Origin of the sequence: Desulfovibrio inopinatus DSM 10711, assembly GCF_000429305.1 — a bacterium.
GTDB lineage: Bacteria > Desulfobacterota > Desulfovibrionia > Desulfovibrionales > Desulfovibrionaceae > Alteridesulfovibrio > Alteridesulfovibrio inopinatus.
In genome coordinates this window covers 305768-318606 of record NZ_AUBP01000001.1, presented here as the reverse complement: position 1 = coordinate 318606, position 12839 = coordinate 305768, and the positions used below count along the sequence as shown (strand labels likewise).

Here is a 12839-nt window from a genome sequence, read left to right as displayed (position 1 = left end):
AGTTTTTTCGGGAAATCACCCCGAATCGCCGTCTCCTTGCAATGCCGCAACAAGCGCATCCACATCCACACGTTCTCGTACCAAGTCTGTAATGCGCTTCACCTTTCCCGGATCACGCAATTTCTGCGTCTGCTTTATAGCATCGACTTTTTTGGCAACCTTATACGAATTGTCTCGCGCTAAAATGACGGGAATATGTTGCTTCTTTGCCAGCGTCAGCACCATGTCCATAGGCGGGAGATTGCCCGTCAAAATGAGACAAGGTGCGCCACCTTCCAACGCCACGACCTGAATATCAGACTGGTCGCCTCCAACAATAATGCCGGTGTCGGGACGTTTTTGAAAATGCGTAATGAAATTCTCGACTTTCATCGCGCCGACCATAAACGATTCGATCATACGATCTGCATTCTTTTGGCCCGCAATGATGTGCGCTCCAAGACGCTCGGCCAGGTCGCCGACACGAACTGCACCAAGGACGGGATCACGAGGTAATGATCCCAAGACATTCACCTTGCTGGCAGTGAGCACCGGCATGGTCCAATCGGCGGTGTCGTGCTCATTTTCCGGCGGCAAATCATTCAAAATGACGCCAAGCAATCGCCCCGCCAATTCGGTTTGGGCGTGAATGAGATAGTCATAACGAAATTCACCGTGAAACCGGTCGATGAGCACGACTTTGGCATCCAGCGCGTTGGCAATGACAGAACCGTTGAGATTACAATACGCGCCGGAATGCAAAAAACTCCCGGAACCGGCAATAAGCATGAAATCATTGTTTGCCCGAAGGGTTTCATGCGCCTCGACAATCGGCTCAAGAAAGTCACGGCATCCGTGTTCGATAAATTCTTTTTTGAATGCCGGCGTAATCGCTGCCGGCGTAACGAGTTCATCAAGTTGGTGCAGACCAAGCAATGTCTGCACAAAACGAGCATCCGCATCAAGTTCACCATGTTCAGCCGATGCGGAAAACGCCGCACCAACCGGCTTCATATATCCGACCTTGAAACCGCGTTCGATCAAGATCAATCCCAATGCCGCAATGATGCAATTTTTCCCGGAATAAGAGTCGGTGGAACCGATATACAAACTATGCATAATATTCACCGGTTCGCCGCGTCGAATTGTTCACCCAGAGAATAGACGAGATCGCCTGGGCTGACGCCGCTGGTATCGTGGTAGTAATGCAAGGAATAATCTTTCCGCAACAGCACAGCCTTGACTTCAGCTGGTGGGACAAAGCCGGTTTCCAGGCTCATTGGCATTTCGGCAACACGCGTGATGGCACGCATTTTCTTCTCACGCATGTCCATGGTGAAACCAATATCTCCGGGCAAAAAGACAATTTCATTGTTGAACGCCCGAGAATATATCTCCGCCATTTTAATCCGCTGGCCTTTGAATTCTTCGCCGAATTCGCAAATACAACAAATATTTGGCCGTAAAATCCGGACAACTTCGGCTAAACCGAGTCGGCCAAGGTGATTTTTATAGAACGCACCTTCTCGTTTTCCGTCAATCAGGTAATTTCGTTCAGATTCCTTGAAACCGCCAAGATTGGCCACCAAAAGAACGAACCGCCCCGCCAATTCCGCACGTAAATCAGCGTAGGACTGGCCCAATTCTTCCGTGAATCGCGTATCCCCGGTATAAACAACCGCCGATTCACCCAGGTGAAAGACCATTCCCACCGAATCGCGATCCGAGAGAATGTCAAAGTGGAACGCGGGAAGAATCGTGACCGGAACGCCCTGGATATCCCATTGCTGACCCGGTTCAAGCAGGTGAATTTGGTATTCGTTGCGGGACGAGAGGTCGAGCATTCCAGAATATTTCCGAAACGTGCTCTTTGTCATATAGATGTCGATACGCTTTCGCCGAGGAGAAACCGCAAATGCCGCTTTGACCGCTGATTCACTGATCTCATCCATGCCTTTGCCCTGGCGCTTGGCCAGTTCCATGGCAATGGTGCTTTCATTGTTGCTTTCAGCAAGGCCCATAATCGCTTGATTGTACCGATACAGCAGCGTCAGGATCGATTCGAGGTCAGCCGTATGGTCATTGTGCGCGTGGCTTATGATAATGGCATCAATTTCGTGAAACAGGTGGCCAGTCCCTTTGAAGTTATCAATATAATTGAATCCCGGGTCCACAACAATGCCTTTGCCACCGACCCGTAAAAAGAACCCTCCACCCTTCCCGGCATGATAGTTGTCGGCGACAATCGGGGTGAAGGAATTCCAGCGCCGCAACACTTCAAATTGCGCCTCGCCTTCGTCCTCACGCCGTCCTTCGCGGATAAAGCGCATGAACAGATTCTTATTGGCAAACACGTTGTCTTCAATACCCATTTCCCGCGTGTCGCGCAGAATTTTCACAAGAGGGTCATCCGTGCTTTTTTGCCGGGCAAGCGCTTTTTGCGCTTTCAATGCCGATTCAATTTCAGCCACATGCATACGCGTCAATGACGTCAAATACTTTATGGGACGAAGTTCAAGCAGGGCCAAGGCGCGTTTAAACGCGGCCAAGGCGTCATCGAGTTGCCCAACAGCCTTATATGCCAGCCCCAAGGCACGAAAGACTCGTGGATCATGGTCATCAACATCCAAGGCACGACGAAAGTAATCGACCGCTTTGACATAGTCGCTCACTTCAAGACAGACATATCCCGCACCGGCCAAGGCTTCGACATGTTTTTGATCAACATCCAAAGCGTCACCAAAAGTCGCAAGAGCGCGGCGATAGCGCTTCTCTTCAAAATAGGCCATGCCCCGCAGTGCCAGCACCGCCGCGGAACGGTGGTCTTGATCATCGATAAGGTCAAGACTGGCATGGGCTTCGCCGATGCGCCCCAATTCTATGAAGCACCGTGCCTTTCCCATATTGATCCAGTCGAGATCCGGCACAACTCTCCCCGCCATGACAAATGTGTCCAATGCCGCTTCAAAACGGCGTTGCCGGACAAGCACCTCGGCGCGTCCGAGCAAGGCGGGCAGCAAGTCGACTGACTCGGCCAAAACACGGTCGAAGACATCGAACGCCGCGTCAAGATCGGCTTTCGCCAACAGCATGAAACCTTCCATGGCTGTCGCGAATGCCAGTTCATTGTCCAGCCGCCCGGCTTCGGCCAATCGCTCAAAAATTTCAACACGACCTGGCGTCGCTTCAGATAAGCGGCTTGGATCGACATCGGATAAAAATGATTCAATAAGATGGGGAAGAGTCATACATCTCCTCGCTTACGAAGATGGGGTCGGTGCGACAGCTTGGCCAGGACGAAGACGTTCATTGCCTTTCGTCACAACATGCATGCCGGCTTTAAGATCACCACTTTTGACGCCGGCTCTTTGTCCGGCAAAACCGACCACCGAGACAGGGATGATAACAGCTTTCCCGTCAACAACGGCCACCACCTGATCGTGACCACGCATTTTGAGCACCGCATCGCGTGGCACAAGAAGCGTCTCGACGGCTTGGCTCGTCGGCAAATGAACCGTAGCTTCAAGCCCTTCCACCCAATGCTGACCATTGATGCGAATGGTCACCGGAACTGTCCGTGTACGAATATCGCCTTTGGGGATGATAGCAAACAATCTTCCCTTATAAGCTTTTCCCTGAATCGTCACCGGGACATCCATGCCCGGCGAGAGATAGGGCAAAAGCGACTGGGGAACATGGACCTGAATTTCCACCTGACTGTCATCGGCTACATCGGCAACCGCCGCACCAATCGCGGCCCATTCGCCGACTTCGACATGTTTATCAACAATAACACCGCCGAATGCAGCCTCTATTTCGGTTTTGTCACGACGTATTTTGAGCCGATCCAATCGTGCTTGGGCAGCTAAACGGCGCGCTTTGAGTTCTTCCAGCGTATAATAAGCATTGTCAAAATCGTCTTGCGATATGGCGCGCTTTTTGAGCATTTGATCAAGCCGTGACAAATCCTTTTTTGCATCGAGCATCAGCGTGGCCACTTGATCAAGCTCGGCGCTCTGTGACTGAATTTCCTTATTCAAAAGCTCTGTATTGAGGACCACCAAAACCTGTCCTTTCTTCACCCGATCGCCTCGGTCAAAATTGGCCGACTCGACAATACCAGGAATTTCAGCAGCATGCTTCGATAAGTGCACAAAATAAGTTGTTCCCACAAAAGTCGACTCGGGAGCCAATTGCCCTTGTTCCACGTTCGCCGTCACCACTGGAGCCGGAGGCGGTCCACCACCTTCGGATTTGGCCTGCTGAGCCGAAGCCGAACCGATCAACACCATCACGAAAAGACAGGCCACAACAATACAACGCATGAATCATTTCCTCCACGAGAGGACCGCGCCGCCTCAGACGAAGGCATACCGTGTCGGCGCTGCCATACATAATGAACACTTCGTTAAGTGAAAAATTTTCCTACAATCGAAAACTGTACTCGTTTTATGATACTCTGGGTATCGTTCCGACTCCGTGCGGTCAATCCCTAGAAAACATTAACGTCATTTTTCTCTAAGCATCTGGATACGAAAGAATTCCTCCACAAATCATGCATGTACCGATACAACACAAACAGTGTAAACATGAGAATATATATTACCACATATACAATCGAATCAAATGATTCCAGATGTACACAATGATTTGAGTACTCATTGTCACAAGGAATGCAAAATCAAAATCATGGCATTGGCACAACAAAAACAAACGCAAATTTGACCACGATCAAAACATCGCAACAACATTGAGGTATCCTTCCATCCAGCGTCACTCGCCATTATTGCCCTCAAGATTGGTAATGACAGTTGTCAAATACCCTTTGAACTGGCTCAAGTCCTCGTCATTAAGCCCGGTGCGCGCCACATCGAGGGTTTGAATTGCCAGCTGCAGAAATTCATCTTCCTGAGTACGCGCCTTCTTGGTAAGAAACACTCGCCGAACTCGTCGATCGGCCTCCTCACTCTTCCGATAAATATACCCCTTTTTTTCCAAAGCCCGAATCAATCGACTCACTCCGGTTTTTTCCTGACCGAGAAATAAGGACAATTCGTTTTGCGTTTGCCCATTTCTCAATCGAAGCACCGCTAACACCCGCCACTGCTCAACAGTAATGGGACACCCATGCGCTTCAAAACGATGTGCTAAATCGTTCGTTACGGCCCGAAAGCATCGGTACAACAAATACCCTAAAGGCGGACTGGAATAGATTGCGTCGTTATTCATCACATAGTTGTATGTGCAACATTATTTAGGGTCAAGATGATTAAAAAGGGACAGGCACTTTACTTTGATGTTGATCGAATTGTTGAAATCATAAAGATGAAACGGAACTTCATGTCGAAATCACAATCTGAGCGCTGCCTCAATTTCAGAAAAAACAGCAAAAAAATATACAGGAAAAAATACCGATATATGGAAATACACGGACGAGAGAGATGTCAAAGTACGTCAGAGATGTGCTTGTGCTTACAAATTCTCAGCAAGTCGTTTCAATGAATAGAAATCGATACCGGAAACTTTTTGAGGTTCACGTTGTACGGCTCCCGGTAATCCAAAGCGCCTGGAAATCGCTGCAACAAAGCTTTTAGACCCGATGATACCGGAGTCAGTGAACCATCGTGTTCGTAGAATAAACCGATCCGTATAGGAATATTCGTAGTCCGCCTGCCGCGCACGGTCAACAATTTCAGGAGCCAAGACGTTTCCTTTCCCCACATCGACCGCCCCAGTCTCATAGAGAAATTGTCTGTAATACCGAAGCGTATCGGCATCATCACCAATCCCCCACTCCATCATGCCGAAATCAGTGGTCAGAAGATTGTCACGATTCCCCGACTGTAGGTGATATCCCAACGAGCACCATCGATAGTCTTCAGGCCGATCAACAAGCCCAGCTCGTACTGGATTGAGGTCGATATACGCCAGACAATTCACTAACGTTCGACCATCCTCTACCAGAACACTCTTGAAGCGCTCTCCCCAAAGCGTCCCCCGACGATGATGTCGGGCATTGTAATAGCGAGAAAACGTCTGTTTCAGCTCACGCATGAACTCGGAAAGACTCGTCCATTTCTGACGTAAAGCCTCAATTTGCGTGAGGTTTGGATGTGTATCATGACCATAGCGACGACGAAACCGCACGATAACATCATCATCGTCGACGTGCTCTGCCGGGAGCATACGTACGAGAAGATGAAAGTGATTTCCCATCAGAGCGAATCCGAGGATTTGACAAAAGTACATCGCCCCAAACAGTTTAATCAAAGCGAGCAAGTGATCTTTGTCGGCCGCATCGAAAGGGAAACCATCTAAAGCGGTCCGAGACATAACATGATAAACGGCAGGTTGATCTTCAAGCAGCAAACGTGGAGCTCGTGGCATAACACCCTCTTTTTCACAGACAGGGCTGGATGATTTTGTTTTGGAGTTCATATCGTTATTGCAGCTTCAACGTCAAGAATTGTGCCTGTCCCTTTTTTGTTCGAAAGACGAACAGCGCGGATGCAAACTGCGCCATAGTCGAACATATTTGCAGTCACCTCAACGCTCTTGGTGGGTGTTTGCTTAGCAGAGAGCTTCACTCTCCCATCGGACACACAAAGTATACACAAGACAATACCCAAACAAACACACAGCTTTTGGATCATCGACAAAGTCCAATTGATCCGCGTCATTCCCTCTCGCATTGAGAAGGAATGACGCGGTATATATGTTGCTAATTGGAACCATATTGACGTTTTGTGCGGCCCGTCCGGAAGTGTGGCTGTCACGGGCAAGGAGTATCACCTCACTCTAACTTGCAACGGAGGTTCCATCATGTCGATTACTGGAAAAGGTGCATTGATCCCCAACTCCACTCTTGGGCGTGGCCGTTATATCATCCAGAGGCTTGCAAAAGGCTGTATCGACATTGTTGCGAATGGCGACCTCAACACTGGCAAGTAGGACGTGACAGAATAAAAGCTCACGACGCTCGACAACTTCGATATCATGGAGAGCATCGCGGACACCTGTCGTCAGAGAAACGTGTCCCAGGGAGCCCCGAAGAAGTGGATCGAATCATTACACCCAAAGTCATATCATCAGGGGGATACCTCAATCGCCCCGGCCACCTTTCTGGCGCACACACGACGAAGGTAGCTCACCAACGTCGTGCCTCCCAGCATACACGAATATCACTATCGAAGAGTCTCGGATTCATCTCCATCAATGGAGCATTCAGAATTATCAACAGTGGTATGGTATTCCAAGCAATCAAACATCTATGATCGAATCTGCTGAAAATACCCTACGCATTGTCCATGCAGGGCATGCTTTAGGATATTGCTCATATCCATAAAAAGGAAGAAGAACATGAAGCCATTTTTTACGCAGACAACACAAATTGGTGTTATTGTGAAAGACCTTGATACGACACTGGAAAAATATGTGCAGAAATATGGCATTGGGCCATGGAACGTCTATACGTTTAATAATAAAAACGTCGACAAACAATATATTGGACATGAATCTGCCGATTACACAATGAAGCTGGCCATCTGCATGGTTGGTAACACTATGTGGGAACTCATCCAGCCCATTAGCGACAACACGGACTACGTTCGTTTCCTCAATGAACATGGAGAAGGAATTCACCATATCGCTGTCGGAATGGAAAACTCAGACGACTACTTTAATTTCTGTAGCGAAAACAATCTGTATCCTATCCAAGGTGGCACGTGGAAGTGCAAAGGCGGAAACTTTCTTTATGATTATCGCGATACGCGCGAAGACCTCAAAGTCATTGTGGAATTGCATGCACCAGATGAAGGTATCGAATTACCTGAACCTGATTATGTCTATCCCGACGGACCAATGCCGCGCGACCCCGTGTTTACCGATGTCCTCCAGATTGGGATCATCTGCAAAGATTTAGAATCGACCATTAAAACATACACCAATAAGTATGGCATCGGTCCATGGAACCGGTATCGCTTTGACAAAGACACCGTGGGCGACATGAAACGGGAAGGTCAGAGGAAGGATTACTCCATGGACTTGGCACTGGCTCAAGTCGGAAATGTACAATGGGAGTTGATCCAGCCTTTGGATGACAAGAGTGATTATGCGCGTTTCCTCAAAGAGCATGGTGAAGGAGTCCATCATGTTGCTTTGGCAACGGATGAGGGCTACCAGGACGCCGTAAAATTCTGCGAAAAAAACGGCATCGACCAGATTCAGTACGGTTACTGGAACAATAACTTCCGTTATGATTACAGAAACACCGTCGACGATATGAAATGCATCGTCGAACTCTATGGTCCGGATGAGAGCTTTGACTGGCCAGAGCCGGTGGCTATCTATAATGTCCCCCACACCGTATAGTTCATGTGAATGAGGAAATCACGGAGAGTTCCATTGAGGCATCGTGGAACTCTCCGTTTCTGCCCACCAAGCATCTCCCTTTCCGGTCTGGATACCACGCGAGCTCTTCTTTATTTCACGTTATTTTGTGAATTTTACCTCACTGCGCGCGATATAGACACAACGTCTGTAGAATTGATTTCGTGCAACGCTGTTCTGAAGACGAACAGTGTCGAGAAGCTGAACATCGTTTGAGAAATAGCAATACCTTCGACTTCTCCCGAATCTATACGCTGTTCACGTTCATATTTTGAACATGATATGCATGCAATCGAGAAGATCCCTTTCCAATATCCCGCTCCATAAAGCATTTTCTTATTTCATGAGTGAATTCATATCGCACGAAATAAACCCAATTGAGGGTTTCAGCGTCAAATGCAAAAAACAAATTGAAGATATCCAACATGGTATGTCCTTTGCTTTAAAGCAATACGTGCATGAGTTCGAAGCTTCAAAATAAATTTTGACGACATTGGACGAGCACGAAAACGTAAAGCTCGCAGTATTGTCTCATGACGCGAATAGAGTGAAGCCAAACAGAAGGAGATTTCACGATGTCCATTTCAGGAAAAGTCGCGCTCATAACTGGTTCTGCTCAAGGAATCGGTCGAGGAATCGCGTTGCGTCTTGCCAAAGACGGTGCAGATATTGCGCTTGTCGACCTTAAACAGGATAAGCTGGACGCGGTCGCCAAGGAGATTGAAGCTCTTGGACGCAAAGCCACGACGTTTATTGCCGATATCAGTGACCGTGACCAAGTGTACGCAGCGATTGACCATGCAGAAAAGGAACTTGGTGGTTTCGATATCATGGTCAACAATGCAGGCATAGCCCAGGTAAAAGCCTTAGCTGACGTGACGCCCGAAGAAGTGGAGAGAATTTTCAAGATCAACGTTAATGGTGTGCTGTGGGGCATCCAAGCTGCCGCGGCTAAATTCATCGCTCGGAAACAAAAAGGCAAAATCATCAGTGCATCTTCCATCGCCGGACACGATGGTTTCGCCATGATTGGCGTATACAGCGCCACCAAATTTGCCGTTCGCGGCCTGACCCAAGCCGCCGCGCGGGAGTATGCCAGTGCAGGAATCACCGTCAATGCCTACTGTCCTGGTGTCGTCGATACCGACATGTGGGGCGAGATTGATGATGGATTCTCTAAAATCACCGGAGCAGCTCAAGGCGAGACCTTTAAACAATACTGTGCCGGTATTGCGCTAGGTCGCCCGGAACTTCCAGAAGATGTCGCAGCATTTGTTTCATATCTGGCCGGCCCTGATTCCGACTACATGACAGGCCAAGCTGTACTCATCGATGGAGGTATGGTCTACCGGTAGTATTTCTCTCGTGTCTTGAATTCCACATCTTCTATTCGCGTTATGAAATGATAATACCATAGCCCTCGTTGCCTCCACACACCCCATAAACATGGTGGATGTCTTCGCAGTGTTCCTCGTGCGTTCCGAACACGCGAACTGAAGGGGACATCCACCATGGCCTAAACATTCCAGTTCATCATCTTTCCACAGAATTCAGCTCATCTCTATACACACTATCTGTGTTCATCTTCGTCGAAAACCGTATTCCTCTCCGGCTTGCCCTTCTCTCATCACACGGTATATGCCCTAACTGCAAACTTAAGTTTTCAGTTGAAAATATTTGTTATCGGTCCAACACCCCGCACATCAAAGCTTATAGTGTATAATCAATATATTAGACGCAAAACATCGTTCTGGCCCACACTTTGCTTTTTTATAACCTCCATCGAAGCATCCACGTTGTCCCTCGGGTGGAGTGACAACTCGAATTATCACCTACGAGATGGAGGAGAAGAGTATGGCGGAACAGGTTATCCCGAAAACTGAAGACGTTGTTGTCGATAACGCGTCGGGCTCGCTGAGCGACCTCTGGAAAAAGGAAGATTATTGGGCCATTTGGCTCGGCTTTGTTATCCTCATCGTTGGAAGCATCATCTTTTTCAACAACAAACCAGCCGATATGGATGAAGTCTTTACCAAGTCCAATGCCATCATGGAAACCGAAGCCGCACGGGCTCCGTTTAAAACCGTGCAGTGGTATGAAGCACTCCAGACAAAAGAAAAAATCAAGGGCACGTCATCTCCCATTGCCAAAACAGTCCATAACTTCATGAGCCACCCCGGCAAGTGGAAATCCGACCCAATGGATTCGCTTTATATGAGTGCCGAACGCGCCGAAGCGTTGAATGCACAAAATACCCCCAAATATGAACAGACCAAAGCTGCGACCAAAGAAGCCAAAGCAGCGGCGTTAACGGCTCAGTCCGCGGCTGAATCCGCCGGTTTCAAAGATGCGACACTCAATGACACCGCGTCCAATGCCATCGATAATTGGCTCAAAGTCAAATCGGCGGAGTCGAAAGCCAAAAAAGGTGTCAGCAACAAACCGTATAACCATATTCCCACCTTGATTGGCCTCATGATTGTCCTGGCATTGTTTTTCTCCATTGGCGCATATTTCATGGGCAAGCCTGTAGGCGGCTTCCTGGTGGGCTTCGTCGGGGTCTTCGCCGTCTCCATTCTTGCGTATTTTCTCGCCGGACAATCGACGATGGCTCATTACGGAATCGGCAATGCCGCTTGGGCTATTGCTATCGGTATGCTCATCGCCAATACAATAGGCACTCCCAAATGGATCAAACCGGCCTTGGAAGTCGAATACTTCATTAAAACCGGCTTGGTTTTGCTTGGCGCGGAAGTCTTGTTCAACAAAGTTATTGCTATTGGTGTTCCCGGCATTTTCGTCGCCTGGGTCGTTACACCGATCGTTTTAATCTCTACGTTCATTTTCGGTCAAAAAGTACTGAAAATTCCTTCCAAAACGCTGAACATGGTTATTTCTGCCGACATGAGCGTATGCGGCACTTCCGCTGCCATTGCCACAGCCGCCGCGTGCCGCGCCAAAAAAGAGGAACTGACCCTGTCCATCGGTCTTTCTCTGGTGTTCACAGCTATCATGATGATCGTTATGCCCGCCATCATCAAAGCAACAGGAATGCCCTATATTCTTGGCGGTGCATGGATGGGTGGCACCATTGACGCAACCGGTGCCGTTGCGGCAGCAGGTGCGTTCTTGTCCGAAAAAGCCCTGTATGTTGCGGCCACTATTAAGATGATTCAGAACGTCCTTATTGGTGTCACCGCCTTCGGTGTCGCCGTATACTGGTGTGCCAAGGTGGAGTGCCAAGAGGGGCAAAAAGTGAGCTGGATGGAAATCTGGTACCGTTTTCCTAAATTTGTTCTTGGCTTTCTCACTGCTTCCGTCATCTTCTCCCTGATCTATTCCAGCTTGGGATCCGACGCCGGCTTCAGTCTGGTGGACCATGGCGTATTACGTGGCTTCTCCCGCCTGTTCCGTGGTTGGTTCTTCTGTCTGGCTTTTGCTGCCATTGGTTTGGCCACAAACTTCCGTGAGCTGAAAAAATACTTTACAGGTGGCAAGCCGCTCATTTTGTACATGTGCGGTCAGTCCCTCAACCTTATCTTGACCCTGACCATGGCGTATATCATGTTCTATCTCGTCTTCCCGGACATCACCGCGAAGATCTAACACCCCCAATATCAATGATCCCCCGGGCATACCGGGGGATCGTCACCTCAAACCCAAAGGAACTGCATACAATGGAAAATAAAAATGTCTTGACCCGTTGGATGGCTTTGCTCGGTGGTATTGTGTTGATTTGGGCTGTTTTGTTTGTTGGAGGAGGGGCACTGCGAGATGCTGTCCCCGAAATCAAGACGTTGGCGAATTTTGTTGACGCATCAGGGATTGAAACCGGTAACTTTTATTATACCGATGTAGAAATCGTCGGGCACGCCGACATCAACGCCCGCAGCACCTTTGAATATACGCCGCACGGGCCACACCCCGATCAGGGATCATCATCCGCATCCTGATCACACGAAAAGAGCGCATCGATGTGGCGACCAATATCCTTTATAAATATTGTAAGCCTGACGACGGACGCCAGGAAATAAAAAAGCTGTTCTGATTCGGTTTTTCCCAAGCCATACCGCACTAAATAGAGATGAAAACACAAGATGAGAGAAAGCGAACACAACAACGCGATGCCGAGATGCATGCCAAGCCGTGACATGACGGCTTGGCTTTGACGTTTTTTCCGGAAAAAAAGCACCATGTCGGCGAGTATTCCCAAGAAACCGAGCCATGCTCGTGAAAACAATTCCACGGAAAGAACGCCCATAACCAGAGCGAAAAGGAGCTGCATAGTGGTATCCATAGGCCGACCTTGTTGGACGCATGACATATTTCCCAGTATAGATGTACCTGCGTGACCATGTCCGGTCAATGCACGCCGAATGTTTCGTTCTGCTCCTAACCGCTTGGCACCATCATGCAACTTCCACGTCCTCATTCCCTGCACAGCCGTTTTTTTCTCGGTCTTTGCGCGGCAA

General features: G+C 48.7%; 11 protein-coding genes. 5 read left to right on the top strand and 6 right to left on the bottom strand.

Annotated elements, in window-relative coordinates; all coding sequences use genetic code 11:
- Window positions 1–15 precede the first annotated feature (15 nt).
- The 5 genes from G451_RS0101420 to G451_RS32095 form a co-directional block, all read right to left on the bottom strand.
- Window positions 16–1098, bottom strand: coding sequence for a phosphotransacetylase family protein (locus G451_RS0101420; RefSeq protein WP_027182869.1), 1083 nt, complete (start codon window positions 1096–1098; stop codon window positions 16–18).
- Window positions 1099–1103: 5 nt separating this feature from the next.
- Window positions 1104–3227, bottom strand: coding sequence for an MBL fold metallo-hydrolase (locus tag G451_RS0101415; RefSeq protein ID WP_027182868.1), 2124 nt, complete (start codon window positions 3225–3227; stop codon window positions 1104–1106).
- A 12-nt stretch (window positions 3228–3239) separates the two neighbouring features.
- Window positions 3240–4304: an efflux RND transporter periplasmic adaptor subunit gene (locus G451_RS0101410; RefSeq protein WP_027182867.1), complete on the bottom strand. Its 1065-nt coding sequence runs from the start codon at window positions 4302–4304 to the stop codon at window positions 3240–3242.
- 448 nt (window positions 4305–4752) lie between these two features.
- On the bottom strand, window positions 4753–5208 hold the full coding sequence (locus G451_RS32100) for a MarR family winged helix-turn-helix transcriptional regulator (protein ID WP_084448301.1): 456 nt from the start codon (window positions 5206–5208) through the stop codon (window positions 4753–4755).
- A gap of 243 nt (window positions 5209–5451) precedes the next feature.
- Window positions 5452–6366, bottom strand: a complete 915-nt coding sequence (locus G451_RS32095; RefSeq protein ID WP_027182866.1) for a transposase — start codon at window positions 6364–6366, stop codon at window positions 5452–5454.
- Between the two features lie 435 nt (window positions 6367–6801).
- On the opposite strand from G451_RS32095, the gene G451_RS35155 reads away from it, so the two are divergent.
- From G451_RS35155 to G451_RS26860, 5 genes are all read left to right on the top strand, one after another.
- Window positions 6802–6930, top strand: a complete 129-nt coding sequence (locus G451_RS35155) for a hypothetical protein (protein WP_281171537.1) — start codon at window positions 6802–6804, stop codon at window positions 6928–6930.
- 408 nt (window positions 6931–7338) lie between these two features.
- Window positions 7339–8349 (top strand): VOC family protein, encoded by a 1011-nt coding sequence (locus tag G451_RS33515; protein ID WP_084448300.1) that lies wholly within the window; start codon window positions 7339–7341, stop codon window positions 8347–8349.
- Window positions 8350–8942: 593 nt separating this feature from the next.
- Window positions 8943–9722, top strand: coding sequence for an acetoin reductase (locus G451_RS0101365; RefSeq protein ID WP_027182863.1), 780 nt, complete (start codon window positions 8943–8945; stop codon window positions 9720–9722).
- 499 nt (window positions 9723–10221) lie between these two features.
- Window positions 10222–11973, top strand: coding sequence for a YeiH family protein (locus G451_RS0101360; RefSeq protein WP_027182862.1), 1752 nt, complete (start codon window positions 10222–10224; stop codon window positions 11971–11973).
- 71 nt (window positions 11974–12044) lie between these two features.
- Window positions 12045–12320 carry a hypothetical protein gene (locus G451_RS26860; protein WP_034640150.1) on the top strand — a complete coding sequence of 92 codons (276 nt, stop codon included), beginning with the start codon at window positions 12045–12047 and terminating at the stop codon, window positions 12318–12320.
- Here the strand turns inward: G451_RS26860 and G451_RS0101350 are convergent.
- Window positions 12296–12784, bottom strand: a complete 489-nt coding sequence (locus G451_RS0101350; protein WP_027182861.1) for a hypothetical protein — start codon at window positions 12782–12784, stop codon at window positions 12296–12298. The two genes, G451_RS26860 and G451_RS0101350, sit on opposite strands and share 25 nt — an antisense overlap.
- Window positions 12785–12839 lie beyond the last annotated feature (55 nt).

Coding starts and splice junctions, on each gene's coding strand:
- G451_RS0101420 (WP_027182869.1), bottom strand. CDS start 1,098: ATGCATAGTTTGTATATCGGTTCCACCGACTCTTATTCCGGGAAAAAT.
- G451_RS0101415 (WP_027182868.1), bottom strand. CDS start 3,227: ATGACTCTTCCCCATCTTATTGAATCATTTTTATCCGATGTCGATCCA.
- G451_RS0101410 (WP_027182867.1), bottom strand. CDS start 4,304: ATGCGTTGTATTGTTGTGGCCTGTCTTTTCGTGATGGTGTTGATCGGT.
- G451_RS32100 (WP_084448301.1), bottom strand. CDS start 5,208: ATGAATAACGACGCAATCTATTCCAGTCCGCCTTTAGGGTATTTGTTG.
- G451_RS32095 (WP_027182866.1), bottom strand. CDS start 6,366: ATGCCACGAGCTCCACGTTTGCTGCTTGAAGATCAACCTGCCGTTTAT.
- G451_RS35155 (WP_281171537.1), top strand. CDS start 6,802: ATGTCGATTACTGGAAAAGGTGCATTGATCCCCAACTCCACTCTTGGG.
- G451_RS33515 (WP_084448300.1), top strand. CDS start 7,339: ATGAAGCCATTTTTTACGCAGACAACACAAATTGGTGTTATTGTGAAA.
- G451_RS0101365 (WP_027182863.1), top strand. CDS start 8,943: ATGTCCATTTCAGGAAAAGTCGCGCTCATAACTGGTTCTGCTCAAGGA.
- G451_RS0101360 (WP_027182862.1), top strand. CDS start 10,222: ATGGCGGAACAGGTTATCCCGAAAACTGAAGACGTTGTTGTCGATAAC.
- G451_RS26860 (WP_034640150.1), top strand. CDS start 12,045: ATGGAAAATAAAAATGTCTTGACCCGTTGGATGGCTTTGCTCGGTGGT.